Source organism: Roseospirillum parvum (assembly GCF_900100455.1).
In the GTDB taxonomy this organism is placed as follows: Bacteria; Pseudomonadota; Alphaproteobacteria; order Rhodospirillales; family Rhodospirillaceae; genus Roseospirillum; species Roseospirillum parvum.
In genome coordinates this window covers 68,919-94,623 of record NZ_FNCV01000005.1, presented here as the reverse complement: position 1 = coordinate 94,623, position 25,705 = coordinate 68,919, and the positions used below count along the sequence as shown (strand labels likewise).

Here is a 25,705-nt window from a genome sequence, read left to right as displayed (position 1 = left end):
GCCCGCCAGGGGAGGCCGTGATCGCCGCCCGGGCGGCATTCGGCGCATCGATGCCACCGCACGTGGTCGACGCGATCCGGTCTGGATCGCCCGGGATTCCCTCTGAGAAGCGGCGCGTTGCCGGCGGCGGTCGGGCTTTGGCAGAGGTCTCCCCTCACCCCTTCCTCGGCAGCCGGCGCATCAGCGGGCCGACGACCGCCTCGGGCAGGGCGGCGGCAAACCAGGCGGCCGCCGCCAGGGGCCAGGGGAAGGCAATGCGCCCCTTATCCCGGGCCAGCCCCTCGACAATGATCGCCGCCGCCCGCCCGGCCGGCATCAGAAGGGGCATGGGGAAGTCGTTGACCGCCGTCATGCGGCTTTCCACGAAACCCGGCATGACCACGCTCACCCCCACCCCGTCGGCGGCCAGCCAGCCGCGCAGGCCCTCGCCCCAGGCCTTCACCGCCGCCTTGGTGGCGCTGTAGGCGGGGGCGCCGGCCACCCCGCGCCAGCCGGCCAGCGAGCTGACCAGGACGATCTGACCGGCCCGGCGGGCCCGCATGGGCTCAAGGACCGGCAGCACGGTGTTGAGCACCCCGTCCACGTTGACGGCGAACAGGCGCCGGGTCTGCGCGGCACTCTCCCCGGCCCCGGCGGTGCCGCCGGAGACCCCGGCGTTGGCGATCACCATGTCGAGCGGCCGCGCCGCCTCGGCCTCGGCGATCCAGGCGGCCATGGCCTCCGGCTCGGTCACCTCGATCTCGCGCACCACCGGCTCGCCGCCGCGCGCCCGCACCCGTTCGGCCACCTCGGCCAGCCGGGCGGCATCGCGGCCGCCCAGGGCCAGACGCACCCCGGGCCCGGCCAGGGCCTCGGCCAGGGCGGCGCCGATCCCCGAGGAGGCGCCGGTGATGAGCACGGAACGGGGCGGCGGACGGCGGGGCATGGGCGTTCTCCTGAAAGGGGGCGGGGCCTCCTCCAGCCTATCCCAGGACGACGGCACCGCGCCAAGGTTGCCGCGCCCCGAAGCACACCGCTATAACCCCAGGGTATCACCGCCAACCCCCGGAGCCGCCGTCCCCGTGAACACCCTCAGCATGACCGGTTTTGCCCGCGCCGTTGGCGCCGCCCCCGGCGAGGGCGCGGTGTCCTGGGTGTGGGAGGTGCGCAGCGTCAACGGCAAGGGGCTCGACGTGCGCCTGAAGGTGCCGGGCGGCTTCGAGGCCATCGAGGTGCCGGCCCGTCAGGCCATCGGGCGGCGCATCAAGCGCGGCAACGTCAACGCCGTGCTGACCGTGCACCGCCCCGAGCGCCCGCCCACCTACCGCATCAACGAGCCGCTGCTGACCCAACTGGTGGCCGCCGCCGGACACGCCCGGGCGCTGTCGGGCAGCGGCCTGGCGCCGGCCCGGGTCGATGGTCTGTTGGCCATGAAGGGGGTGCTGGAGGCGATCGACGACCCGGACGCCGACACCCATCGCCAGGCCCGGGAATCAGCCGTGCTCGGCACCCTGGGCGAGACCCTCAACCGGCTCGAGGCGGCGCGCCGCGAGGAAGGCGCCCGCCTCGCCGAGACGATGACCGGCCAGCTCGACCTGATCGCCGACCTGACCGCCCGCGCCGAGGCCCTGGCCGCCACCCAGCCGGCCGCCCTGAAGGCGCGGCTGGCCAAGCAGGTGGCCGAATTGCTGGAGGCCAGCCCGGCGCTGTCGGAAGAGCGGCTGGCCCAGGAGGCCGCCCTGCTGGCCACCCGGGCCGACGTGCGCGAGGAGTTGGACCGCCTGAAGGCGCACATCGCCCAGGCCCGCGACCTGCTGGCCGACGAGGGCCCCAAGGGCCGGCGGCTCGACTTCCTGTGCCAGGAGTTCAACCGCGAGGCCAACACCCTGTGCTCCAAATCGGCCGATGTCGCCCTGACCCGCCTCGGCATGGACATGAAGGCGACCATCGACCAGTTGCGCGAGCAGGTCCAGAACGTGGAGTAGTCCCGACCCATGAGCGATCCCCTCGACCGGCGCGGCCTGATGCTGGTGCTGTCCTCGCCCTCCGGGGCCGGCAAGACCTCCATCGCCCGCGCCCTGCTGGCCCGCGAGCCGGCCCTTGAGATGTCGGTCTCGGTGACCACCCGCCCGCCGCGCCCCGGCGAGGTGGACGGCCGCGACTATCATTTCATCGACGAGGCCGCCTATCAGCGGCTGGTCGCCGAGGATGGCCTGCTCGAGCACGCCCGGGTCTTCGACCACCACTACGGCACCCCGCGCCAGCCGGTTGAGGCGGCCCTGGCGGCCGGCAAGGACGTGCTGTTCGACATCGACTGGCAGGGCGCCCAGCAGCTCAAGGGCCGGGCCGAGGACGATCTGGTGACCGTCTTCATCCTGCCCCCCTCGGCCGACGAGCTGGCCCGCCGGCTGACCACGCGGGCCCAGGATTCGGCCGAGGTGATCGCCCGCCGCATGGCCAAGGCGGCCGACGAGATGAGCCACTGGAGCGACTACCACTACATCGTGGTCAACCAGGACCTGGAGCAGAGCATCGCCGAGGTGGCCGCCATCCTGACCGCCGAGCGGCTGCGCCGCAAACGCCGCCCCGGGCTGGCCCGCTTCGTCAACACCATGCGTCAGGCCGAGGAATAGGGCCGGCGGCCGCCAGCCCCGAGGCCAAGCAGAAGGGCCCGGCGACAGGTGTCACCGGGCCCCTTTGTGAAAAGGGCGTCCGCCTTCCGGCGGGATCAGCACATGTGGCAGGCGCGCGGGATCTCGTCCTCGGCCTCCAGGCGCTCGCGCACGGCGGCGCTGGCGATGGCCTGCATGGTGGTGCCACGCTCCCGGGCCACCGTTTTCAGCTGATGATAGTCCTCGACCGCCAGCCGCACGGTGACCGGCACCCGGGCGGCAACCGGCGGCTTCAGCCCCAGCCGGCCCAGGGTCAAGGGGTTGGGGGTCGGCATGCCCGGGGAATGGCCGTGGGCGGCCTCGCCGCCGGTCACCGGATGGGGCGCCAGGGCGGTCAGCGTGGCCGGCTCGGGGGTCAGGCGCAGGCCGGCGAAGCGGGCCGGGTCGCGCAACTGGCGCACCGGGGTGACGGCCGGCGCGGCCTCGCCCTTCTGGGCCAGCAGGCGCATCAGGCGGGCCGCCTTGCCGTTGGCGGGCGCGGCCGGGGAGTCGCGGCCTTCGTCGGAGTCGTCGTGCAGTCTCATGCCCGGCCCTCCTCGTAGCTGCGGCGGCCGAAGGTGGTGTGCGGACGCAGCCGGCCTTCACCCCGTCCGGCGGTGGTGTTGAGCGGGATGTGAGGCACCCGCGGGGTGGCCTGGGGGGCCGGCGCCTCGCTGCCGGCGGCCAGCGGCACGCCCGGCCCCGGCGTGTCCAGGGCCCGGCCGTGGCGCTGCACCGCCTTGTCGAGCTTGATGCCGACGTAGTCCCATAGCTGGGTCATCTCGGTGGCCGAGCGCGACTCCGGCGCCGTTTCCATCACCGTGCGGCCGTCGATCATGCTGGTCGCGAAATCGACCCGCTGGTGCAGGGTGACCGGGGCCACGGTGCCGTACTGGCTGAGGGTGACCGCGGTGTCGCCGGTGATCTTGGCCCGCGCCGTGGCGCCGTTGACGACAAAGACGAACGGCCGTTCGATGTCCTCGACCAGTTCCACCGTCGCCGCCGCGGCGCGCAGGTCATGCGGGCTGGGGCGGATCGGCACGATCACCATGTCGGCGCAGTGGACCACCTGCTGGATGGCCTTGGTGATGGCCGGCGGGGTGTCGATGATGGCCAGCTTGGTGCCCAGCGCGGCGAGCGCCGTCAGGTCTTCCTCCAACTCGTCCAGGGTGGCCCGGGCGAAGTAGGGGCTGGTGCTCTGGCGGGCGTTCCACCACTCGGCCAGCGAGCCCTGGGGGTCGGTATCGATGATGGCGACCGGACCGGCGCCGGCGGCCTCGGCCTGGACCGCCAGATGACCGGACAGGGTGGTCTTGCCGGAGCCGCCCTTCTGCGAGGCAATGACGATGACGCGCATGGTTGCTCTCCACGGATCGGGAGTTGCGGAGCGGCCCGACCGGCCCCACCGGACGGCGGAGTCGTCCCGGACAGGCCCGGGTTTCATTGGGCGATACTAGATGCAGGCAAGATCAAGCGAAGTGATTGCCATCACTCGACTTGTTTTGGGTAAAATTTTATCTTATTGTTTACATGCAGCGGCAGAAAAGCGCGCTTTCCGGAATGCCCCCAGAGGCTCTCGTCGCCGTGCGCAGACCCGATGGCAACCCACCCGGCCAACCAGGCCTCGAGCCCTCCGGTCCCGGTCCGGGACTCGGCCGGGCGGGCGGGTGTCAGACCGCCACCGCGCCGTAGCCCAGTGCCTCGATCTCGAGGGCCAGCCATGCACTGGTCGGAGCGATCAGGTCGGCCGGGAAGGCCCCTCTCCAGGCGTCGGGATCGGGCCGTTCCAGGGCCCTTGGCGCATCGGACAGGCCCAGCCGCGCGGCAATGCGCGCCAGATCGGCGTCCAGGTTTTCCAGGCGCACCAGATCGTCGACCAGCAGGCCGCCGGCGCCATCCTCAAGGGCCCGCAACTGGCCGACCCGACGGCGCGCCGCCTCAGGATCGGCGGCCAGGGCGGCCAGGAAGGCCGCCAGCCCCTGGCGCGAGGGCAGCCGCTCGGCGGCCTCGCAGTCGGCCAGATAGGCGTCATGCACGGCGGCCAGCGGATGACGCACCAGGGCAAAGCGGAAGTAGCCGGCAAAGGCCGCCGCGCCCAGGCCGTCGCGCACCGCCCGCGCCCCGCCGCCGGGGGCTTCGAGCGCCGCCATGGCCGGTTCGGACAGGCCGCTCGGCGGACCGCCGGCCTCGGCCACGGCAAGGCTGTCATAGGGCATCAGCGACACCCCGATCCCCAGGTCGCGCCCCTGCTGGACGTCGATGTAGATGAACGGCGGCGCGAGGCTGAGGACACTGACCATGCTCTTGGATCCGCTTTGTCTGGCAGACGGCCCGGACGCCCCATATAAAGAACAATGCCGGAACCCCGGCCGGAGTATGCGCCGCCGGGGACCCCTTGTCACGCCTCATTTCCGCTCCCTTCCATCGCCTCGAGACAAGCGGAACCGCCCCGGCCGCCGAGTCGGCGCCCCGGCGCAGGCATGGACATTTATCCGCTCTGCCGCCATGATGCCCGGGAAGGCGCGGCCCACCCCATCCCCTGGCCAGCCGCCAACCGTCTCCCCTGATCCCGCCGCGCGGACGCCGCTTGCATGGCCCCGGTCGAACCCCTGACCCTGTATCGCGAGAAAAGCACCGTTCATCGTTTCGGCGACTCGGGTGCCAGTGAAGCCGCCCTGGTTGTGCGCTCGAACCGCATTGCCATGACCCTGGAACGCGACGGCATCCGCGAACAGGTGGTGGTGCGCGGCCAGAACATCGCCGCCACGCTGCGCCTGACGGCCGTGGTGCTCGACCAGTTCCGCCGCGATTCCGGCAGTTTCCGCCGCGAACAGCCGGTCGACTGGAACGAGTTGTGGCTTCACCGGGTGTCCGACTACGAACGCCTCCACAACCCCGAGGGCTGGGTTTCCATTCACCGGAATGGCCGGCGCGTGTTCACCAGTCGGGAGGACACCACCATCGACGAGATCGAGCGCCTGGCCCGCGGCGCCGAGATCGACGAAACCCTGTTGCGCGGGGCCACCCGGACCCTGATCGGGCCGACCGACGATCTGGTCATCCAGCACGACAGTCAGACGGCGGCGGTGGTCACCCCGTTCAAGGAGTACCACCGGGGGGCGGTGCTGGATCGCCACGGCGGGCGCACCGGCTCGTTCGCCTTGTCGGTGCACCACCCCGACCCGCCGCGCCGCAAGGTCCGCCTGGCTGGCTTCCTGAACTACATCGCCGATGTGATCGAGGCCCTGAACCAGAAGGCCTTCCTGGAACGCATCCGCCAGATGGTCGATGAGGACACCGGCAAGTCGGGCTCGCCGGCCACCCCGGCCCTGGTTTCGGCGGCGATGGCCCGCAAGCGCGACCTGATGCAGTTCATCGTCGCCTACGAGCGGGCCCACAAGCTGACCTACCGCCCGGAACGCCCCGACTTCTTCTGACCCTGATCCGCCCCCCTACCTTGATGGATTCCCCGCCGATGTCCGCCGATGCCCCCCTGCCCCGCCGCAAGAACAGCGATGTCCTGCACGAGATGCTCGACCTGGACGGCGCCCAGGTGCTCGACGTCGGCTGCGGGGCCGGCCACCTGAGCCGCCTGATGAGCCGCCACGGGGCCCGGGTGATCGGCCTTGAGGTCAGCGACCGCCAGCTCGAACGGGCCGCCCAGTACGACACCGTGGGCACCGAAACCTACCTCAAGGCGCCGGCCGAGGCGCTGCCGGTGGACGCCGCCAGCCAGGACGTGGTGGTCTTCTTCAACAGCCTGCACCATGTCGCGCCCAAGGCCATGGACGCCGCCCTGGCCGAGGCGGCCCGGGCGCTGCGCCCCGACGGCCGGCTGTTTGTCTGCGAGCCGATGGCCGAGGGCGCCTGCTACGAGCTGAACCGGCCGATCGACGACGAGGCCGAGGTGCGCGCCCTGGCCCGCCAGGCCCTGGACCGCCTGGGCGCCCCCTCCTGGCGCCTGCTGTCGCGCCGCCAGTATCTGCACAGCGTGCGCTACAAGGACTACCCCACCTACCGCACCGACATGACCGGCATCGACGCCGGGCGGGCGGCCACCTTCGAGCGCCTGGGCAGCGACCAGGAGACGGCCTTCCAGCGCCTGGGCCGGGTCGATCCGGAGGACGGCAGCCACCATTTCGACCAGCCGATGGAGGTGCATCTGTTCGCCCGGCTGGGGGCGCCGGGAACCAAATGACCCCCGGCACGACCACAACCATTCAGTACAGGGCCGTAATAAAGCTGTAATTATTTCTTTGGTATTTCATCGCCTCGAGATTTTTCCAGACGGCGCTTTGTTACAGCAGGATTAATCCTGACCTCCCGCCAGCCATGGCGGTTTATTTCTTTCCAGCCCTTTGCTAGCGTCCCTCCCGGTTCGAACGCATCCCGGTCGGCACACCCTGGCGCGCACCTTCCACCGCCCGGCACACCGGATCGCGGCGAACCGCGAAAACAGGGGGGCACCCTGTCGCACGGCCTTGGACTCCCTGCACGGGGGCCTGGTTCCGCCCGCCCGGCATCCACGCCCCGCCTTCCATCAACCCTGGGGGATCAGCACGCATGCGGGTTGAAGCGCTGCGCAAGGAATTCGGCAGCACGGTTGCCGTGCAGGACATCAGCTTCACCGTCGACAGCCCGCAGATGATCGGCATCATCGGCCGCTCCGGGGCCGGCAAGTCGACCCTTCTGCGCATGATCAACCATCTGACGCCGGCCACCTCGGGCCGGGTCATGGTCGACGGGCGCGACATCCTGACCCTGAAAGGGCGGGCGCGGCGCGACTGGCAGCGCGACTGCGCGATGATCTTCCAGCAGTTCAACCTGGTTCCCCGCCTTGATGTACTGACCAACGTCATGCTGGGCCGGCTGAACCGCCATTCCACCGCCGCCAGCCTGCTCAAGATGTTCGGCGCCGACGACATCGCCCGCGCCCTTCACGCCCTGGAGCGCCTGGGCATCGTCGATCAGGCCCTGAAGCGGGCCGAGGACCTTTCCGGCGGCCAGCAGCAGCGGGTCGCCATCGCCCGCGCCCTGACCCAGGAACCGCGCATGGTGCTGGCCGACGAGCCGATCGCCTCGCTCGACCCGATGAGCGCCCAGGTGGTCATGGACGCGCTGCGCCAGATCCACGAACGGGACGGCCTGACCGTGATCTGCAACCTGCACACCCTGGACACGGCCCGCACCTACTGCGACCGGGTGATCGGCATGCGGGCCGGCGAAATGGTCTTCGATGGCCCGGCCGAAGCCCTCACCCCCGAGATGGCGCGCGAGATCTACGGGGCCGAGCAGGCCTTCGACGAGTCCCTCACCTCCACCTCCCTGCCCGGGGCGGTCCCCGCCCCCGAGGCGACCGCGCCCCAACCCGCGCCCGCCCTGCAAGCGGTCCGCGTGGGCACCTGAACCAAAAGCAACAACGGGGCCCGCCTGACCTTGCCTTGATCCTGACCTTGCCTTGATCGCCTTCACACCCTGCCCAGCGTCCTCCTCCCTTCCCTTTCACGGAGCCTGACAGCCATGAAGTTCACCACCGTCTTCACCGCCGCGGTTGCCGCCTCGGCGTTCCTGTTCTCGGCCGCCGAGCCGGCCCGCGCCGCCGACACCATCGACGAGTTCCGCATCGGCGTGCTGGGCGGCGAGAACCAGTCCGACCGCCTGCGCAGCAACGAGTGCCTGCGCACCAAGGTCGAGGCCCTGCTCGGCGTGCCGACCAAGGTCTACGCCCCGGCCGACTACAACGGCGTCATCGAGGGCCTGATCGGCGGCAACCTGGATCTGGCCTGGCTCGGCGCCTCGGGCTATGCCAAGACCTACCTGCAGGACCCCGAGATCGTCGAGCCGGTGCTGGTCAAGGTCAACACCGACGGCTCCTACGGCTACTACTCCATCGGCTTCGCCCGCGCCGACAGCGGCATCACCTCGCTCGACGACATGAAGGGCAAGGTCTTCGCCTTCGGTGATCCCAACTCCACCTCGGGCTTCCTGATCCCCTCGATCGAGATCCCGGCCGCCGGCTACTCGATGGACAAGGGCGAATACTTCGGCGACATCGTCTTCTCCGGCGGCCATGAGCAGACCATCGTCGGCGTCTACAACGGCGACTACGATGCCGGCGTGAGCTGGGCCGACGGCCTGGGCGCCTGGGAAGACGGCTTCAACAGCGGCGCCTTCCGCAAGTCCGTCGACGCCGGCCTGGTCGACATGACCGAGCTGGTCGAGATCTGGCGCTCGAAGATCATCCCGGAAGGCCCCTGGGTGCTGCGCAAGGCCCTGCCGGAGTACACCAAGCTGATGGTCACCGGCCTGATGGCCAGCCTGACCTCGATGGACGCCGAGTGCGCCTACAGCGTGATGGCCGGCGAGATCAAGGGCATCGCCCCGGTCACCCACGAGGCCTACGTCAGCGTCGTCGAGGCGCGCCGCAAGAAGATGGCCCAGTAAGGCCGTCCGCTTTCCGAACCGCGATCAGGGGGGCGCCGCACGCCCCCCTGATTGATGTCAGCCCCTGCCCCGGTGGAACTCCCCGATGGTCGATCCCCACCTGCACCAGACCGTGGTGGCGCTGGAACGCCGCCGCCGTTTGTATTCCGCGCTGACCATCGTGGTGGTCGCCCTGATCCTGGTTTCCGGCTACGCCCAGGCCGAGAGCATGAACTCCGGGGGGTTCATCCAGGGCCTTCGAAAGTTCTTCGACTACCCGCAGGACATCGTCGCGGCGGCCTGGGACCGTGGGGGAGAATTCTTCGTCATCGTCTGGGAGTTCATCCCGGCGCTGATCGACACCCTCAACATCGCCGCCACCGCCACCCTGCTGGGCGGCGCCCTGGCCGTGGTCCTGGCTTTCTTAAGCACCCGCAACCTGGATGTCTGGCCGCCGCTGATCCCGGTGGTGCGCCGAAGCATGGACATCATGCGCACCTTCCCCGAGCTGATCCTGGCCCTGTTCCTGATCTTCGTGCTGGGGGCCAGCTCGGTGCCGGCGATGATCGCCGTGGCGGTGCACACCGTCGGCGCGCTGGGCAAGCTGTTCTCGGAGGTCAACGAGAACGTCAGCCGTCAGCCCATCGAGGGCCTCGAGGCGGCCGGCGCCAATTGGATGCAGCGCATGCGCTTTGCCGTGCTGCCCCAGGTGCTGCCCAATTACACCAGCTATTTCCTGCTGCGCTTCGAGATCAACGTGCGCGCCTCGGCCATCCTCGGCTTTGTCGGCGCCGGCGGCCTGGGTGCCGAGCTGCGCCGGTCGATCGGCTGGGGCAGCGGGCACGAGACCGCCGCCCTGCTGCTGTTGCTGTTCGTCTCCATCATGATCATCGACCAGACCTCGGCCTATCTGCGCCGCGCCCTGGCCGGCGACGGCGCCCTGCCCTGGCAGCGCCTGAAGGGAGCCGCGGCATGAGCGCCACCACCTTCGAGGCCGCCGAGCTGCTGGCCCGCCATGCGCACACCGTCCGCCATGTGCGGCGCGGCTGGATGATCACCGTGGGCGGGTTGCTCGCCGTGCTGGTCTATCTGACCTACGCCTGGACCGCCTTCGACATCTCCGGCCTGATCGCCAACGCCGAGCCGGAACGGGCGGTCCTGCTGGGCACCGACGCGGTGGCCCACAAGGTGCACATCACCAAGGGCCTGCGCCGCCAGGGCGACTTCGAGGTGGCCATCGAGGGCGAGCGCACCGCCACCTATGGCCAGCAGCCCGACCGCCCCTATCCCGCCTGGGTGCGGGCCGACCCCGAAGGCCGCCACGTCGACATCGACCTGGGCGGCGGCTATCGGGCAACCATCGACGGCGACGTGACCACCCTGACCGTGCCCGACTACGGCACCATCCGGGTGTGGATCGAGGGCGGCGAGGTGCTGGCCGACCTGCCCGAGGGCCCGGTGCCCGACTGGATCCGCCACGCCCGGCACCCGACCAGCGACCTTCTGATCAAGTTCGATGCCCGGCCGACGATCGGCCGACGGGTCCAGGTGACCCGCTCGAAGATCGAGGTCCACCGCTATTTCCTGGGCTGGGAGAACTTCTTCTTCCCCTTCCGTTCCCCGCTGCACGGCATGTCGCCGGCCGCCCTGGCCGCCCTGGTCACCGTCGAGCCGCGGCTTGACCCCGCCCTGCCCAACTGGCAACTGATCCTCAAGACCTTCTGGGACAACCCCGAATGGCAGCACGGGGTGATCGCGGTGGCCCTGTTCGAGACCATCCTGATGGCCGTGCTGGGCACCTTCACCGCCGCCCTGGTCGGCCTGCCGCTGGCCTTCCTGGCCGCCCGGACCTTCAACAAGATCGGCCCGATCCGCTTTTTCCTGCGCCGCCTGTTCGACTTTTTGCGCGGCATCGACATGCTGATCTGGTCGCTGATCTTCATCCGCGCCTTCGGGCTGGGGCCCTTGACCGGCGCCCTGGCCATCGCCTTCACCGACACCGGCACGCTGGGCAAGCTGTTCTCCGAGGCCCTGGAGAACATCGACCGCAAGCAGGAGGAAGGGGTGCAATCGACCGGTGCCAACTTCTTCCAGCGCACCCGCTTCGGGGTGATCCCGCAGATCCTGCCGGTGTTCGTCTCCCAGGGCCTTTATTACCTCGAATCCAACACCCGCTCGGCGACGGTGATCGGCGCCCTGGGGGCCGGCGGCATCGGCCTGGTGCTGGTCGAGACCATGCGCACCTCGCGCGACTGGGAGAACACCCTCTACATCATCATCCTGACGGTGATGGTGGTGATGACCATGGATGCCCTGTCCAGTTGGCTGCGCCGGCGGCTGATCCAGGGGGCCAGCGGCGCCCCCTGACAGACGGCGCCCCCCTGTGACGGCCGTCACTGAACCGACATCTGGCATACCACGCGCCGACCGATTATATTTTGAGGTCGAGCGGGAGAGGTCCCGCCTGTCGCCATCGGTAGGGTCCCCGCACCCGTGGGGGAGGATCGTCCCATGGCCCTCAGCGCCGTTGCCAGCATCGACCCCTATACCGCTTCCCGGGCCTACGGTGTCTCGGGCGGGCGGGCCCTTGCCGGCGGCGGCTTCCCGGGCACCGCCCCGGCCGACGTGGCCAACGCCACCGCGCCGCGCCCGGCCGATTCGCCAACCGACCGCATCACCCTGAGCGCCGAGGCCCGCCAGCGGCTGGCCGACGACGCCAGCGGCCCGCAAGAGGAGACCCCGGCCGGCCGGGAGGCCAATGCCGGCAGTGGCGAAGCCAGGTTCCAGCCGCGCGGCAACGCCTTCGCCGACATCGCCAGCGACGGCTTCACCGCCCTCGCCGAGCGGATCAGCGACTTCTTCCGGCGCCTTGGCGGAACCAGCAACTTCAGCGGCCAGGACCTGGGTGGAGCCGACTTCACCGGCCAGAACCTGGGCGGCGCCCGCTTCACCAACGGCAACGTGGCCGGCGCCAGCTTCACCGGCGCCAACCTGACCGGGGCCGATTTCCGGGGGGCCGACGTCAACGGCGCCGATTTCACCGGGGCGCGCCTGAGCGGCGCCGACTTCACCGGCGCCGAGGGCATCGGCCCGGACCAGCTGCCCCAGGGGGTGCGCGGCAACCCCTACGGCCTGCCCGACAGCGCCACCGCGCGGCTGAACATCACCGCCTGAGGCAAAGCGTCCGGCCCGGCGGGCGGTCCTGATTGTTTGGTTCAGAACCGATCCAGGCAATTAGCAGGCTGCGGAAAAAGCACCCTCCCCGCGGATTTGGCCCCCAGATCCTGACCCGCCAAGCAAACCGGAAGCGGCGCATGAAGCCGTACCAACTCTCTGATCTGGATGGGTTTCCCCAATAACCCGAAGCGCGCCGCGAGTGTGGAGTGACCGCGATCCGCTCTCTCGCCAGCCAGTTGGAGGCGCGCAGGCGGGGGTGAATCACCTTGCGTGCTCTTCGCGGCCGGGTAGACTCGTCCTTTGACCCCGCGTCTGGATCCCCACCCCTCATGCCGACCGACTTCCAGGATCCTCGCCATCCGTCCGCTGGCCAGCCGGACGGTCCGGGAAGGGCCGACCCGGACACCCGGTCCGATCCGACGGCGGGAGCCGAGGGCCAGGCGGCCGAGGACCGACTGACCCGCATGGCCGCCCTGCTGCCCGGGGTGCTGTATCAGTACCGCCTGTGGCCCGACGGGCGCTCGGCCTTCCCCTTCGCCACCGAGGGGTTGCGCGACATCTACGGCCTGCACCCCACCGCCGTGCGCGACAGCGCCCTGCCGGTGGCCGAGGTGCTGCACCCGGACGACATCGACCGGATCATGGAGACCATCCTCCAGTCGGCGCGCACCCTGACCACCTGGCACCAGCGCTACCGGGTCAACCACCCGAGGCGCGGCCTGATCCATGTGGAGGGGCGCGCGCAGCCCGAACTTCTGTCCGACGACAGCGTGCTGTGGCACGGCCTGATCCTCGATATCACCGAGCAGGTGCGCCAGGAGGAGGAACTGGACCGGCTGGAACGGCGCCATCGCATGGTCGCCCGCAACCTGAACCTGGGGACCTGGGAGCTGGACCCCAAGGCCGGCCGGCTGGAGGTGGACGAGCAGTTCTTCACCATGCTCGGCCATCCGCCCGGGCGGCGGCGGCTCGACTACGACGCCTGGCTCGACCTGCTGCACCCCGATGACGCGGCGACCCAGTGGCAAGACATGAGCCGACAGATCGCCAACGACGGTGCCTTCACCATCGAGTTGCGCCACCGCACCGCCGAGGGTGGCTGGCTGTGGGTGGAAGTGCGCGGCGCGGTGGTCGAATGGCGCGACGAGCGGCCACGGCGGCTGATCGGCACCAGCACCGACATCTCCGGGCGCAAGGCGGCCGAGCAGGCGTTGCGCGACAGCGAGCGGGAAAAACGCCTGGTGCTGTCCAGCATCACCGACGTCATTTCCTACTACACCGGCCCCGACCTCAGGATCACCTGGACCAACCTGGCGCTGGCCAACCACGCCGAGCTTGATCCCGGCACGCTGGTCGGCCGCATCTGCCACGACATCTGGTTTGGCAGCGACCGGCCGTGCCAGTCCTGCCCGGTGGTCGAGACTTTCCGCACCGGCCAGGAAACCCACGGCGAGCAGACCACCCCGGACGACCGCCATTGGGCCCTGAGCGCCTTCCCCATGCGTGACGAGGCGGGTCAGATGCTGGGCGTGGTCGAGGTGGCGCGTGACGTCAGCGATCAGGTCGAGGCCCGGCGCGCCCTGGCCCAGGCGGTGGCCGATCTGGAGCGGGCCCAGCGCATCGCCGCCATCGGCAACTGGTCGGTCGACCCGGCGAGCGGCAAAACCACCTGGTCGGATCAGGTCTATCGGATTCTCGGTCAAGACCCCGAAGGCCCCCCGCTGAGTGTCGAGACCTCGGCCACGGTGTTCGCGCCGGCCGACCATGCCCGTCTGACCGAGGCCATCGGCGCGGCCATCCGCGACGGCACCCCCTACGCCATCACCCTGCAACTCAGCCTGCCCGACCGGCCGCTCGGGTGGGTGCGGGCCATCGGCGAACCGGAGGCCGACCCCGGACCGGCCGGCCACGTGGTGCATGGCACCATCCAGGACATCACCCACATCAAGCAGACCGAGGCGGCCCTGACGCGCAGCGAGGAAAAGCTGCGCCTCGCCCTGGAGGTGGCCGAGGATGGCATCTGGGACCTCGATCTGGCCAGCGGCACGGTGGAATGGACACCCCGCCTGTATACCCTGCTCGGCTATCCCCCCGATTCCTTCCCGGCGACCTTCGAGACCTGGCGGGAGATGGTCCACCCGGAGGACCTGCCGAAGGTCGAAGCCGAGATCTACAAGGCCCTGACGTCATCGTCCGGGATCAAGATCGAGTACCGCATGCGCCATCGGGACGGCCGCTGGCTGTGGATATGGGACCACGCCAGGCCGGTGGCCTGGAACGCCAATGGCAGCGTCGCCCGCCTGCTCGGCGTGGCCACCGACATCGATGCCCGCAAGCGCTGGGAACTGGCCCAGCAGGAGGCGCGCCAGCAGGCCGAGCAAGGCAGCCAGGCCAAGTCTCGCTTCCTGGCCACCATGAGCCACGAGTTGCGCACCCCGCTGAACAGCATCCTCGGCTTTTCCGAGATGATGGAAAAGGGCATCCTGGGCCCCCTGGAGAACCCCACCTACCGCCAGTACGCCGCCGACATCCACCGCAGCGGCCACCATCTGGTCGAGTTGATCGACGGCCTGATGGATCTGGCCAAGATCGAAGCCGGACGACGCGAGCTGGCACCGCACCAACAGGACGTGGCCGAACTGGTGCGGGCCGTCGTGCACCTGCTGGCCCAGCGGGCCAGCGAGGCCGGCCTGGCGCTTGACGTACACCTCGACCCCACGCTGCCGCCGCTGATCGCCGATGGGCTGGCGGTGCGCCAGGTGCTGGTCAACCTGCTGTCCAACGCCATCAAGTTCACCCCTCCCGGTGGCCGGATCGACATCAGCGCCCAGGCCGACCCCGAGGGGGGCGTGGTGATCCAGGTTCGCGACACCGGAATCGGCATTTCCGCGGCCGACCAGGCACGGCTGTTCCAGCCCTTCAGCCGCGCCGCCGAGGCCGAGAAGCGCCATATCGAGGGCAGCGGGCTGGGCCTCGCCCTGGTCCACGCGCTGATGGACCTGCACGGCGGCACGGTCGGCGTGGACAGCACCCCGGGCCAGGGCAGCACCTTCACGGTCCGCTTCCCGGCCGCCTGACCCGGTCCGGGCGCGGCGCGGCCCCCTCGCCGCGCCGGGCCAACAGCAGCCCGGCCAGCACCGCCAGCGCGCCGGCCGCCTGCCACGGCCCCAACGCCTCGCCGAGCAGGACCCAGGCAAGGAGGGCGGCGAACACCGCCTCGAGGATCATGGTGGTGGCCGAAAAGCCGATCGGCAGATAGGCCAGCGAGAAGGCGACCAGCCCCTGGCCCAGGGCCTGAGCCGACCACGCCAGCCCGACCAGGATCGCCCAACCTTCCACGCTGCGGGGAAACAACTGGTCCTCCAGCAGCAGGGCCGGCGGCAGCAGGAACAGGGCGGTGCTCAGGGTGCCCAGGCTCATGATGGCCAGGGTCGAAAAGCCCCGCCCCCTGAGCCGCCCGACACTCAGCATGTAGGCGCCGAGGAACATGCCGGTGATCAGCCCGTGGGCGTCGCCGACCAGGTTCTCCGGGCGCACGGTCAGGCTGTCGGCGACCAGCAGGCCGCCGCCGGCCACCGCCAGCCCGACCCCCAACAGGTAGCGCGCCGCCAGCCGCACCCGCACCACCAGGACCAGGAACAGGGTCACCCAGATCGGGGCCAGGGTGGCGAACAGGGTGGCGTTGGCCACCGTGGTGCCGAGGATGGCCAGATGCCAGAAGGCCAGATCGCCGGCGAAGAACATGCCGGCCAGGGCCATGCCGCGCGCCGCCTTGATGTCCAGACGGGGCACCCCGGGGCGGCGCCCCCGGGCACGGTTCAGCGCAAGCACCAGGAACAGCAGCGGCAGGGCCAGGAAGGCGCGGTGGAAGGCGGTGGCCGCCGGGCCGATCTCGCTGGCCCGCACGAACAGCGGCGAGGCCCCGACCAGCGCGGCGCCGGTGACCAGGGCCAGGAAGGCGATCAGCCGGGCCCGCGGCGGCGGCGCGGCGGGCGTGTCCGGGGGGCGTGGCGGGGCCGGGCTCATGGTCGTCCCTCCCCGCCCGGGGCGAACAGGTCGGGCGGGTCGGCCTGCTCGGCCGGGCACAGGTCGGCCAGCCCGACGCCGATCAGCCGATAGCTGTCGCCCGGGCTGTCGGCCAACTCGCGGGCCAGCAGCAGGCGGGCGGCGGCCAGGATCACCTCGGCCCGCCGGGTCGCCTCGGGCAGCCGGCGGTTGCGGGTCAGGGTGCGAAAGCCCGAGGTCTTCAGCTTGAGGACCACGGTCAGCCCGGCCACCTCCTTGCGGGCCAGGGCCCCGGCCAGGCTGTCGGTCAGGCCGGCCAACTCGGCCTCCAGGTCGGCCAGCCGGTGGAGATCGCGCCGGAAGGTGGTTTCCTTGCTCACACTCTTGGCCGGACGCACCGGCGTCACCCGGCGTTCGTCCAGGCCGCGCGCGTAGTGGTACAGCCGCCGCCCCAGCTTGCCGTGGCGCAGGGTCAGCTCCATCTCGCCCAGCGCCTGCAGGTGGCCGATGGTGGTCCACCCCTGGGCGGTCAGGCGCCCCGCCAGGGCGCGGCCGACGCCATGGATGCGCTCGACCGGCAGCGGGGCGAGGACGGACCGGGCCTCGGCCTGGCCGATCACCGTGAAGCCGCGCGGCTTGTTCATGTCGCTGGCCAGCTTGGCCAGGAACTTGTTGGGCCCCAGGCCGACCGAGACGGTCAGCCCGATCTCCTGCTCGACGCGCAGCGCCACGTCGGCCAGCAGCACGGCGGCCCCGGCGTCGCCCCGGCGGTGCTCCGGGGCCATGTCGAGGTAGGCCTCGTCGACGCTGACCGGCTCGACGCAGTCGGTGACGGCGGCGAAGATGGCGCGGATTTCCTCGGCCACCCGGCGGTACTTGGGCATGTCGGGCGGGAGGACCACGGCGTGCGGACACAACTCCAGGCACTTGTACATGGGCATCGCCGAGCGGGCGCCATAGCGGCGGGCGATGTAGCAGGCGGTGGTGGCCACCCCCCGGCCGCCGGCATGGCCGACGATCAGCGGTTTGTCGGCCAGTTCCGGGCGATCGCGCTTTTCCACCGAGGCATAGAAGGAATCGCAGTCGACATGGGCGATGCTCAGTGTCTCCAGCTCATCGTGCGCGACCAGCCGCCGGCCGCCGCAGCGCGGACAGGCGTCGGGGAAAGGGGTGGCGTCATGATGCAGGCAGTCGCGGCACAGGCTGGGCATGGCGGCGAGTGTAAACCCGGACGCGGCGCGATTGGACCCGGGAAACCAACGCCGCGTCGACGGCTCCATCGCATCCTGCGCCAGGGCGCCGCCAGGGCCGGTTCGCGCAAGCCCGACGCGGGGTCGATTTTTCCCTCCCGGCCTGGGCCGGAAGCTGCATACCCGGGCCGGAAGCTGCATAATGGAGCGGTTCCAACCGCCCCCGCCCGTCCGCCCCCCGGCCCCCTCTCCCCGGCCCCGCCCATGCACCATACCGTTACCCTGCTGCACCGCCAGGAGCTGATCGAAACCGCCTATGCCGTGCTGGCCGAGAACGGGTACGCCGCCACCTCGCTGGCGGCGGTCGCCCGGCGGGCCAACGTGACCGAGGAAACCCTGCGCGGCTGGTTCGGCTCCAAGAGCGGGCTGTTCCAGGCGATGGTCGAGGACAACGCCCGCGCCGGGGCCCGCATTCTGGAGGCCCACCTGGACGGCAACAGCACTCCCAGCCAAGCCCTGCGCGACCTCGGCCCGGCCCTGCTGCGGCTGGTCACCGGCGAGCGGGCGGTGGCCCTGAACCGGGCCGCCGCCGTCGACGCCAGCGACAGCGGCGCCCTCGGGCGGACCATTGCCCAGTCGGGACGCGAGCACATCGTGCCCCTGCTCTGGCACCTGTTCGCCAAGGCCCACGAAGCCGGCCACTGGCACTGTCCGGTGCCCGGCGAGGCGGCCGAATTCTAGAGCAGATCGTGCGAAATGTGAATCGCAGGGCACTTCAGATTTCGCACGATCTGCTCTCCATTTTCAGTATAGAGCCGAGAGCGAAAAACCAGGAACCACCAAGTGGTTCCGATTTTTCGCTCTCGGCTCTATGTCAGCCTGCTGATCGGCGATCTGCAGATCCGCCGCGTCATCGGCACCCTGCCACCACTCGACGAGGCGGCAATCGCGGTCCGCGCCGAGCGCGCCCGTCTGGTCGTGGAAGCCCGCTACCGGGCCTGCGAATCGGCCACGGCGCAGGCGCCCGGGATGCGCCCGACCGACCTCAGGCAGGGCTGACGGCAGCATCGGCCAGGGGCAGGGTGACGGTCAGGGTGGTCTGCCCGGGGGTGCTGGTGTCCAACTCCAGCGCCCCGCCCTGGGCGCGGGCCATCAGGCGGGCCGAGTAGGTGCCCAGCCCGGTGCCCCCGGCCTTGCCGCTGGTGGCGTACTTTTCGAAGAATCGGTCGCGGATGGCGGGCGGCACCTCGCCCGGATTGGTGATGCGCACCACGGCCCGGCCGGCTTCACTGGCCAGGTCAATGGTCACCGCCAGCCCCGGCCCCGGCAAGGCCTCGATGGCATTGCGCACAAGGTTGGTGAACAGGGTGCGACACAGCCACGGATCGCCCACGGCGACCGGTCGGCCGCGCGCCTCAAGGCGCACTGTCGCCGCGGAGTTTCCGGCCAGATGGGCCAATTCGCCGCGCACCTCGCCCAGCACGGCACCCAGATCGACCGCCTCGCTGGCCGGATCGAAGGTGCCCGCCTCCATTCGGTACAGGGCCATCGACAGGTCGAGCAGGGACAACTGGCGCCGGGTGGACAGTTCCATCATGTCCAGGGTCTGGCGCTGGTCGTCGGTCAGGGTGTCGGCCATGCGCAGGATGTTGATGCCGGCACTGGTGGCGGCGATGGGACTGCGCAGGTCGTGGCGCATGATGCGCTCCATGTCCTCGCGGAACTCCTCGGCCCGCTTGCGCTCGGTGATGTCCTGCACGGTGGCGTGGACGACATGCCCGGCCGGGCCGCGACGGCTCGCCGGGCGGCCCAGGACATGGACCCACTTGGTGCGCCCGCCGGGCATGTGCAGCGGAAAGGTAAGGTCGAACGGCGTGCCCTGCTTGATGGCGGCGTCGAAGGCGTCCCGCAGGGCGGCGTAATCCCGGGGCGCGTAGAGATCGGCATGATCGCCCAGGCACGGCGGGCCGAGCGCCGGGTCGCGCTCGAAGATGCGGTACATTTCCGCCGACCATTCCGAGCGCCGGCGGCGCGGATCGACGCTGGCACTGCCGATGCGGGCGATCTGCTGGGCCATGGCGAGGCGCATCAGGTTGTCGGCCAGGTGGGCCTCGCGGCGTTTCTCCTCGGTCACGTCCTGGACCAGACCACGCAGCCGCGCGGGGCGGCCGTGATCGTCGTGGATCAGCATGCCGAAGCTGCGCAGTTGCAGCGTCTCGCCACTCTTGACGTGGATCACGCGATGCTCCAGGCGCCGGTTCTCGCCGCGCAGCATGGCCTGGAAACCGGCCCGGACCGTCTCCTGGTCGTCGGGATGAATCCAGGTCAGCAACTCCTCGGTGGTGGCTGGCGGCGGGCTCCAGCCGGACAATTCCTGCCAGGTTTCCGACAGCGACCACTGACCGCTGTTCAGATCGTACTCGAACGAGCCCATGCGGCCCAGGCGCTGGCCGGCGACCATCAGCTCGGTGGTTTCCCGCAAGGCCTTCTCGTCGCGCTCGCGGGCGGTGATGTCGAGCACCATGCCGCGCACCCGGATCACCTGCCCGGCGTCATCCAGCACCGGCGTGCCGCGCATCTTCATCACCCGGATGGCGCCACTCCCTGGATCGACCACGCGGTGGGTGACCTCGCACGCACCGCCTTCCAGGGCGCTGTCCAGGGCGCTCTCCACCTTGTCCAGATCGTCCGGAAAGACCAGTGTCAACAGTGCCTCGGTGGTGCGCGGCGGCGTTTCGACGCCATGCAGGCGGCACCAGTTGTCGGAAAAGCTCCAGACATCGGGCCGCACGTCCCACTCCCAGGCCCCGATGCCGGCCAACACCTCGGCCTCGGTCAGCCGCTCGGCGGTTTCGCGCAGGCGGTGTTCGGTGCGGATGCGCGCATCGATGTCCTCGGCGATGACCAGCACCGTGTCCGGTGGCAGGGGGGCGAATTTCAGGTTGAGGTGGCGCGCCTCGCCGGTCGAACGGAAGCGATAGAGACGCTCGACCTGGACCCCCTCGCCTTTTTCGTGGCAGCCGCGCACCAGCTCGCACATCCACGGCTGGTCGGCGTAGAATTCGGACAACGGAATGCCGATCAGGTCGATGATCCGTGTCCCGCCAAACGCCACCGATGCCCGGTTGATCGACTCCAGCACGAAATCATCGCGGGCCAGCCGCCACACCGCCAGCTTCAGGGGCGTGGCCTCGAACAGGTCCCGGAAGCGGGCCTCGCTGGCCTTCAGCGCCAGGGTGACCTGCTTCAGGTCGGTGACGTCCTGGACCGAGCCGACGATCTTGCCCGGCCGGCCCTGCTCATCGGTCAGTTGCACCCCGCACGAACGGACATGCAGCACCTTGCCGGTGTGCCGCTGGATGTTTCTGTGATCGATCACCGCCGGCTCGCCGCGGCGGTGCTTTTCGTCAGCCGCCCACAGCAGGGGGTGATCCTCCAGCGGGATGAGGGCGAAGATGTCGTCGACGGTCAGCGGCGTGTCGGCGTCGAAACCAAGATGGGCCCGCCAGTTCCCCGACGTCTCCACCGCGCCGGACACCGGATCGAAGACGAACGACCCCATCTGCGCCAACTCCTGGCCCAGGGCCAGGATGTGGGTCTGTTGGCGCATCTTTTCCTCGCTCCGCCAATGGTCGAGGACCAGACGAACGAGGCGGGTCGACTCGATGAGGTGCTCGATGTCGCGCCGGCCCGGCCGGCCGGGTCGGCGACGCTGAAGAACAACGTGGCCCAGCGCCTCGCCGGCGGCATCGATGACCGGCCCGACCCAGATGGCGCGCATGCCGGCCCGCCGTGCCACGGTCCGCAAGTCCTCCGGCAGCGCCTCGCGGCGGGCATCGGCGATGACCACGCCCTCGCCCGGCTCGGCGGCGAGGTCGATCAGCCGCGCCACGTAGTCGTCGGGCAGGCCGGGGGTACTGGCCAGGGTGGTCGTCGCGCCGCCCGGCTCGCGCACCAGGACGGCACAGGGCAGATCGGGCCGCGCCGCCTCGATGGCGCGCATCACGGTGGCCAGCATCCCGCTCAACGGGGCGCCGCCGGTCAGTGCCTCCAGGGCGGCCTGCCGGGTGAGCAGACGGCGCGACGCCACCGCCTCGCGCCACGTCGAGTGGATGACCAGGGCAAGCAGGACGAGAACCGCCGCCAGCAGCAGGCCGATCTGCGCCAGTTCCAGGAGCGACGATTCCAGGAGCGACGATTCCAGGAGCGACGATCCCGCGCCACCCCCCCGGCCCGAGAGCCGGTGCGCCACCTCGGCCAACAGAGTCGCCACCACGATCCCGGCGGCGGCGACCGCCAGCAGCACGGCGACAATCCGCCGCCTGGGCCGTTGACCGGGGCGAGCCCCCGGTCGCACCGGCCCGAGAGGGGGGGCATCGAGGGCCCGAAACGTTTCTTCGGACGAGTCCTGGCGTGTCTCGATCATCACCCTGTTCCCCCACCGACGGCAGGGCACCAAACACACCGCCTCCCTTCTGGCTGCGGTGGGGTCCCGGAATGGGGACAAGAATCATCCACTTCGCTTAAAGATAGATGAACGGTGGCGGTTTCTCCAGCCAATTAACTCTTGAACTGTTAAAACAAAAACATTGGAAGGCGCAACCTCAAGTTTGAAACAACCATCGCACTCAACTCAATGACTTTACGCCGGTGAATCTTGATTCAAGAGAGCGGGAAAACCACCCCCCTTCATCCCGGCCACCTCCCCGCAAGACAGAAAACCCCCTGCCATCCAGAGCCGATGGCAGGGGGTGATGTAATGGCCAGGGCGGATCACGCTCGATCCACCCTTGCCTGGCGCAAACTCCGAGCAATCCGGAACGGATCGCAACGCCGATTGATGACGCCGATTGATGACGCCGATTGATGACGCCGATTGATCAGGCCAGGTCGAAGCGGTCGGCGTGCATCACCTTGGCCCAGGCGGCGACGAAGTCTTCGACGAACCTGCCGCCGGCGTCGTCCTGGGCGTAGACCTCGGACAGGGCGCGCAACTGGGAGTTGGAGCCGAACACCAGATCGACCCGGGTGCCGGTCCACTTCACCTGCCCGCTGGCCCGATCGCGCCCCTCGAACAGCTCCTCGGCCTCCGAGGTGGGCCGCCATTCGGTGCCCATGTCCATCAGGTTGACGAAGAAGTCGTTGCTCAGGGTGCCGGGGCGGTCGGTGAAGACGCCGTGCGGCGCGCCACCGTGGTTGGCCCCCAGCACCCGCAGGCCACCGACCAGCACGGTCATCTCGGGCGCCGTCAGGGTGAGAAGCTGCGCCTTGTCGAGCAGCATCTTCTCGGCCGGCACGCTGAACGCCGTTTTCTGGTAGTTGCGGAAGCCGTCGGCCACCGGCTCGAGCACGGCGAAGGAGTCGACGTCGGTCTGATCCTGGCGGGCGTCGGTGCGCCCGGGCACGAAGGGCACCGTCACCTGATGACCGGCCTGCTTGGCCGCCTGCTCGACGGCGGCGTTGCCGGCCAGCACGATGAGGTCGGCCAGCGACACCTTCCTGCCGCCCGACTGGGCGCTGTTGAAGGTGCTCCGGATGCCCTCCAGGGTGTCCAGCACCTTGGCCACGCGGGGCGGCTCGTTACCCTCCCAGTCCTTGTGCGGGGCCAGCCTGAGGCGCGCCCCGTTGGCCCCGCCGCGCATGTCCGAGCCACGGAAGGTCGAGGCCGAGGCCCAGGCGGTGAAGACCAGATCGGCCACCGACAGCCCGCTGTCCAGCACCTTGGCCTTGAGCTCGGCGACATCGCCGGAGTCGATCAGCGGGTGGTCGACCGGGGGCAGCGGGTCCTGCCAGATCAGCTCTTCCTCGGGCACCTCGGGGCCCAGGTAGCGGGCCCGGGGCCCCATGTCGCGGTGGGTCAGCTTGAACCAGGCGCGGGCGAAGGCGTCGGCCAACTGGTCCGGGTTCTGATGGAAGCGTCGCGAGATGGGCTCGTAGATGGGGTCCATGCGCATCGCCATGTCGGCGGTGGTCATGATGGTCGGCACCTTCCTCGAGGGATCATGCGCCGCCGGCGCCATGTCCTTCTCCTCGACGTCCTTGGGCGTCCACTGCCAGGCTCCGGCCGGGCTCTTGACCAGTTCCCAGTCGTAGCCGAACAGCATGTCGAAGTAGCCGTTGTCCCAGCGGATCGGGTTGGGCGTCCACGAGCCCTCGATGCCGCTGGTGATGGTGTCGTCGCCCTTGCCGCTGCCGTGCGACGACAGCCACCCGAGACCCATGGTCGACAGGCCGGCGGCCTCCGGGTCGGGACCGACATGGGCGGCGTCGCCGGCCCCATGGCACTTGCCGAAGGTGTGGCCGCCGGCGGTCAGGGCCACCGTTTCCTCGTCGTTCATGGCCATGCGGGCGAAGGTCTCGCGGATGTCGCGGCCCGAGGCGACGGGATCGGGCTCGCCGTTGGGGCCTTCCGGGTTGACGTAGATCAGGCCCATCTGCACGGCGGCCAGGGGGTCTTCCAGGTCACGATCGCCGCTGTAGCGGTTGTCGCCCAGCCATTCGGTCTCGGTGCCCCAGTAGATGTCCTCCTCCGGCTCCCACACGTCGACCCGTCCACCGGCGAAGCCGAAGGTCTTGAGGCCCATGGATTCCAGGGCCACGTTGCCGGCCAGCACCATCAGGTCGGCCCACGAGAGGCGGTTGCCGTACTTCTTCTTGATCGGCCACAGCAGGCGCCGCGCCTTGTCCAGGTTGGCGTTGTCGGGCCAACTGTTGAGCGGCGCGAAGCGCTGGCTGCCCGAGCCGGCGCCGCCCCGGCCATCGCCGGTGCGATAGGTGCCGGCGCTGTGCCAGGCCATGCGGATGAACAGGCCGCCGTAGTGGCCGTAGTCGGCCGGCCACCAGTCCTGGGAGTCGGTCATCAGGGTGGTGAGGTCGCGCTTCACCGCGGCCAGGTCCAGCTTCTTGAATTCCTCGGCGTAGGTGAAGTCGGGGCCCAGCGGATTGGCCGCCGGCGGGTTCTGGTGGAGCATCTTCAGGTTCAGCTGCTCGGGCCACCAGTCAGCGTTCCTGGTCCCTCCCCCGGCCACCGGGGCATGCATCACCGGGCATTTGCCGGCCGTATCATGGGTCATGACGGTTTCCTCCCTGGTTGTGCGTCATTGCGCGGCCGCCCGGCGTCGAGGGGCGGCCGGACCACCCGGAATGGGGGTCCTGATCGGCTGACGAATATTTATGTGGGCATTTGAAGCACCCCCGTCAGCCCAGCGTGTGAGCAGTGTAGGGGTGGGTTAAAATCGCTTCAAACAGCTAATTCTAAAATCTTTGATCTGATTATACGATCAACCGGCCGACGAGACACCCCCCCCTCCCCACCGACGGGAAGGCGAGAAGATCAGCCGCCAGGCACGAACAGGAAGGTGCGCGCGATCTCTTCCGACAGGGCGGCGTTGCGGTTCAGGAAATCGGTCAGGAAGCGGTGCAGACCGCGCCGGGTGATGTCCTGGGGCCGGGAGTAGCGCAGCCGGGCGTACTGCTCGCCGGACAGCCGGGCGCATTCCGAACCCGGGCGCAGGGTTTCCAGGGTCGGATGGATTTCCGCGTAGCAGGCGTGCAGCGAGCGCGGGAAGCTTCGCCGCAGCACCAGCAGGTCGACCACCTGGCGCGGCTTGATGGCCTCGCGGTAGGTCATGCGGTAGGCCTTGAAGGCACTGATGGCGCGCAGCAGCGCCCCCCACTGGTAGTAGTCGGCGGCCTCGTCGGTGGCCGCCTCGTCATCCGGCACCAGGCCGTGATACTTGACGTCGAGCAGGCGGGCGGTGTTGTCGGCCCGCTCGATGGCGGTGCCCAGGCGGGTGAAGTGATAGGCCTCGTTGGTCAGCATGGTCCCGGCGACGATGCCGGTGAACAACTGGCTGCGCTCCTTGACCCACTCGAAGAACTCGCGAAAGCCCCATTCGACCAGCCGGGCGTACTGGATGTCGCGCATTTCGAGCCAGGTGGTATTGAGGGTCTCGAAGACCTCGGTGGGCAGGATGTTGCGCTCGGCGCGGGCGTTCTCGCGCGCCGCCTTGAGGGTCGAGTGGATCGACGACGGGTTGGCCGGGTCGAGCCCCATGTAGGCGATCACATGGCCGGCGCTGACCGCGTCGTAGGTCCGCTCGAAGTCTTCCAACTGCTCGGAGATGATCAGCGCCGGCAGCCATTCGCGGGCCGCCTCCTGGCCGCCCGGCAACTGGGACATGCGGTGGCTGACGTCGAGGATGCGGGCGACGCTTTCCGCCCGCTCCATGTAGCGGGCCATCCAGTAGAGGTTGTCGGCGGTCCGACTGAGCATGGCGG

21 protein-coding genes are annotated in these 25,705 nt (G+C 69.9%); 12 read left to right on the top strand and 9 right to left on the bottom strand.

The window, feature by feature from the left end:
- Window positions 1-154: 154 nt before the first annotated feature.
- Window positions 155-925, bottom strand: a complete 771-nt coding sequence (locus BLR95_RS08920) for an SDR family NAD(P)-dependent oxidoreductase (protein WP_092618619.1) — start codon at window positions 923-925, stop codon at window positions 155-157.
- Between the two features lie 136 nt (window positions 926-1,061).
- Between BLR95_RS08920 and BLR95_RS08915 the strand changes: the two genes are divergently transcribed.
- Window positions 1,062-1,964, top strand: a complete 903-nt coding sequence (locus BLR95_RS08915) for a YicC/YloC family endoribonuclease (protein ID WP_245689394.1) — start codon at window positions 1,062-1,064, stop codon at window positions 1,962-1,964.
- A 9-nt stretch (window positions 1,965-1,973) separates the two neighbouring features.
- Window positions 1,974-2,612: a guanylate kinase gene (gmk, locus tag BLR95_RS08910; protein ID WP_092618616.1), complete on the top strand. Its 639-nt coding sequence runs from the start codon at window positions 1,974-1,976 to the stop codon at window positions 2,610-2,612.
- A gap of 95 nt (window positions 2,613-2,707) precedes the next feature.
- On the opposite strand, the gene BLR95_RS08905 is transcribed toward gmk, so the two are convergent.
- The 3 genes from BLR95_RS08905 to BLR95_RS08895 form a co-directional block, all read right to left on the bottom strand.
- Window positions 2,708-3,175: a hypothetical protein gene (locus BLR95_RS08905; protein ID WP_092618613.1), complete on the bottom strand. Its 468-nt coding sequence runs from the start codon at window positions 3,173-3,175 to the stop codon at window positions 2,708-2,710.
- A complete protein-coding gene (locus BLR95_RS08900; protein ID WP_092618610.1) occupies window positions 3,172-3,987 on the bottom strand; it encodes a ParA family protein in 816 nt (271 codons plus the stop codon). The genes BLR95_RS08905 and BLR95_RS08900 overlap by 4 nt, the downstream gene beginning before the upstream one ends.
- 313 nt (window positions 3,988-4,300) lie before the next feature.
- A complete protein-coding gene (locus BLR95_RS08895) occupies window positions 4,301-4,930 on the bottom strand; it encodes a hypothetical protein (protein WP_092618607.1) in 630 nt (209 codons plus the stop codon).
- Between the two features lie 291 nt (window positions 4,931-5,221).
- Here BLR95_RS08895 and BLR95_RS08890 point away from each other — a divergent pair, with 291 nt between their 5' ends.
- The 8 genes from BLR95_RS08890 to BLR95_RS08855 all read left to right on the top strand — a co-directional run bounded on the left by BLR95_RS08890 (window position 5,222) and on the right by BLR95_RS08855 (window position 15,307).
- Window positions 5,222-6,067 carry a hypothetical protein gene (locus BLR95_RS08890; RefSeq protein WP_092618604.1) on the top strand — a complete coding sequence of 282 codons (846 nt, stop codon included), beginning with the start codon at window positions 5,222-5,224 and terminating at the stop codon, window positions 6,065-6,067.
- Window positions 6,068-6,105: 38 nt separating this feature from the next.
- Window positions 6,106-6,828, top strand: a complete 723-nt coding sequence (locus tag BLR95_RS08885) for a class I SAM-dependent methyltransferase (RefSeq protein WP_176787749.1) — start codon at window positions 6,106-6,108, stop codon at window positions 6,826-6,828.
- Between the two features lie 365 nt (window positions 6,829-7,193).
- Window positions 7,194-8,036, top strand: coding sequence for a phosphonate ABC transporter ATP-binding protein (gene phnC / locus BLR95_RS08880; protein WP_092618598.1), 843 nt, complete (start codon window positions 7,194-7,196; stop codon window positions 8,034-8,036).
- 114 nt (window positions 8,037-8,150) lie between these two features.
- Window positions 8,151-9,074, top strand: a complete 924-nt coding sequence (gene phnD / locus BLR95_RS08875; RefSeq protein WP_092618595.1) for a phosphonate ABC transporter substrate-binding protein — start codon at window positions 8,151-8,153, stop codon at window positions 9,072-9,074.
- Between the two features lie 85 nt (window positions 9,075-9,159).
- Complete coding sequence (phnE, locus tag BLR95_RS08870; RefSeq protein ID WP_092618592.1) at window positions 9,160-10,029, top strand: phosphonate ABC transporter, permease protein PhnE; 870 nt, start codon at window positions 9,160-9,162, stop codon at window positions 10,027-10,029.
- Window positions 10,026-11,420: a phosphonate ABC transporter, permease protein PhnE gene (gene phnE / locus BLR95_RS08865; RefSeq protein ID WP_092618589.1), complete on the top strand. Its 1,395-nt coding sequence runs from the start codon at window positions 10,026-10,028 to the stop codon at window positions 11,418-11,420. The genes phnE (BLR95_RS08870) and phnE (BLR95_RS08865) overlap by 4 nt, the downstream gene beginning before the upstream one ends.
- 144 nt (window positions 11,421-11,564) lie before the next feature.
- Window positions 11,565-12,227, top strand: a complete 663-nt coding sequence (locus tag BLR95_RS08860; protein WP_092618586.1) for a pentapeptide repeat-containing protein — start codon at window positions 11,565-11,567, stop codon at window positions 12,225-12,227.
- A gap of 332 nt (window positions 12,228-12,559) precedes the next feature.
- Window positions 12,560-15,307: a PAS domain-containing sensor histidine kinase gene (locus tag BLR95_RS08855; protein ID WP_092618583.1), complete on the top strand. Its 2,748-nt coding sequence runs from the start codon at window positions 12,560-12,562 to the stop codon at window positions 15,305-15,307.
- Here the strand turns inward: BLR95_RS08855 and BLR95_RS08850 are convergent.
- Window positions 15,282-16,256: a DMT family transporter gene (locus BLR95_RS08850; protein ID WP_092618580.1), complete on the bottom strand. Its 975-nt coding sequence runs from the start codon at window positions 16,254-16,256 to the stop codon at window positions 15,282-15,284. The two genes, BLR95_RS08855 and BLR95_RS08850, sit on opposite strands and share 26 nt — an antisense overlap.
- Entirely contained in the window at window positions 16,253-17,446 is a 1,194-nt protein-coding gene (locus BLR95_RS08845; RefSeq protein ID WP_092618577.1) for a DNA polymerase IV, read from the bottom strand. The genes BLR95_RS08850 and BLR95_RS08845 overlap by 4 nt, the downstream gene beginning before the upstream one ends.
- 243 nt (window positions 17,447-17,689) lie before the next feature.
- Here BLR95_RS08845 and BLR95_RS15780 point away from each other — a divergent pair, with 243 nt between their 5' ends.
- Complete coding sequence (locus BLR95_RS15780) at window positions 17,690-18,166, top strand: TetR/AcrR family transcriptional regulator (RefSeq protein WP_176787747.1); 477 nt, start codon at window positions 17,690-17,692, stop codon at window positions 18,164-18,166.
- Window positions 18,167-18,268: 102 nt separating this feature from the next.
- A complete protein-coding gene (locus BLR95_RS15775) occupies window positions 18,269-18,484 on the top strand; it encodes a hypothetical protein (RefSeq protein ID WP_092618574.1) in 216 nt (71 codons plus the stop codon).
- Here BLR95_RS15775 and BLR95_RS08830 read toward each other — a convergent pair.
- The 3 genes from BLR95_RS08830 to BLR95_RS08820 all read right to left on the bottom strand — a co-directional run bounded on the left by BLR95_RS08830 (window position 18,471) and on the right by BLR95_RS08820 (window position 25,700).
- Window positions 18,471-21,731: a PAS domain-containing sensor histidine kinase gene (locus BLR95_RS08830; protein ID WP_143130968.1), complete on the bottom strand. Its 3,261-nt coding sequence runs from the start codon at window positions 21,729-21,731 to the stop codon at window positions 18,471-18,473. The two genes, BLR95_RS15775 and BLR95_RS08830, sit on opposite strands and share 14 nt — an antisense overlap.
- A gap of 574 nt (window positions 21,732-22,305) precedes the next feature.
- A complete protein-coding gene (gene katG, locus BLR95_RS08825; RefSeq protein ID WP_092618568.1) occupies window positions 22,306-24,498 on the bottom strand; it encodes a catalase/peroxidase HPI in 2,193 nt (730 codons plus the stop codon).
- Window positions 24,499-24,758: 260 nt separating this feature from the next.
- Window positions 24,759-25,700 (bottom strand): alpha-E domain-containing protein, encoded by a 942-nt coding sequence (locus BLR95_RS08820; RefSeq protein WP_092618565.1) that lies wholly within the window; start codon window positions 25,698-25,700, stop codon window positions 24,759-24,761.
- Window positions 25,701-25,705: the final 5 nt, after the last annotated feature.

Coding starts and splice junctions, on each gene's coding strand:
- BLR95_RS08855 (WP_092618583.1), top strand. CDS start 12,560: ATGCCGACCGACTTCCAGGATCCTCGCCATCCGTCCGCTGGCCAGCCG.
- BLR95_RS08895 (WP_092618607.1), bottom strand. CDS start 4,930: ATGGTCAGTGTCCTCAGCCTCGCGCCGCCGTTCATCTACATCGACGTC.
- BLR95_RS08905 (WP_092618613.1), bottom strand. CDS start 3,175: ATGAGACTGCACGACGACTCCGACGAAGGCCGCGACTCCCCGGCCGCG.
- phnD (WP_092618595.1), top strand. CDS start 8,151: ATGAAGTTCACCACCGTCTTCACCGCCGCGGTTGCCGCCTCGGCGTTC.
- BLR95_RS08920 (WP_092618619.1), bottom strand. CDS start 925: ATGCCCCGCCGTCCGCCGCCCCGTTCCGTGCTCATCACCGGCGCCTCC.
- BLR95_RS08820 (WP_092618565.1), bottom strand. CDS start 25,700: ATGCTCAGTCGGACCGCCGACAACCTCTACTGGATGGCCCGCTACATG.
- BLR95_RS08900 (WP_092618610.1), bottom strand. CDS start 3,987: ATGCGCGTCATCGTCATTGCCTCGCAGAAGGGCGGCTCCGGCAAGACC.
- gmk (WP_092618616.1), top strand. CDS start 1,974: ATGAGCGATCCCCTCGACCGGCGCGGCCTGATGCTGGTGCTGTCCTCG.
- phnE (WP_092618589.1), top strand. CDS start 10,026: ATGAGCGCCACCACCTTCGAGGCCGCCGAGCTGCTGGCCCGCCATGCG.
- BLR95_RS08850 (WP_092618580.1), bottom strand. CDS start 16,256: ATGAGCCCGGCCCCGCCACGCCCCCCGGACACGCCCGCCGCGCCGCCG.
- BLR95_RS08860 (WP_092618586.1), top strand. CDS start 11,565: ATGGCCCTCAGCGCCGTTGCCAGCATCGACCCCTATACCGCTTCCCGG.
- BLR95_RS08885 (WP_176787749.1), top strand. CDS start 6,106: ATGTCCGCCGATGCCCCCCTGCCCCGCCGCAAGAACAGCGATGTCCTG.
- katG (WP_092618568.1), bottom strand. CDS start 24,498: ATGACCCATGATACGGCCGGCAAATGCCCGGTGATGCATGCCCCGGTG.
- BLR95_RS08845 (WP_092618577.1), bottom strand. CDS start 17,446: ATGCCCAGCCTGTGCCGCGACTGCCTGCATCATGACGCCACCCCTTTC.
- phnC (WP_092618598.1), top strand. CDS start 7,194: ATGCGGGTTGAAGCGCTGCGCAAGGAATTCGGCAGCACGGTTGCCGTG.
- BLR95_RS15780 (WP_176787747.1), top strand. CDS start 17,690: ATGCACCATACCGTTACCCTGCTGCACCGCCAGGAGCTGATCGAAACC.
- phnE (WP_092618592.1), top strand. CDS start 9,160: ATGGTCGATCCCCACCTGCACCAGACCGTGGTGGCGCTGGAACGCCGC.
- BLR95_RS08890 (WP_092618604.1), top strand. CDS start 5,222: ATGGCCCCGGTCGAACCCCTGACCCTGTATCGCGAGAAAAGCACCGTT.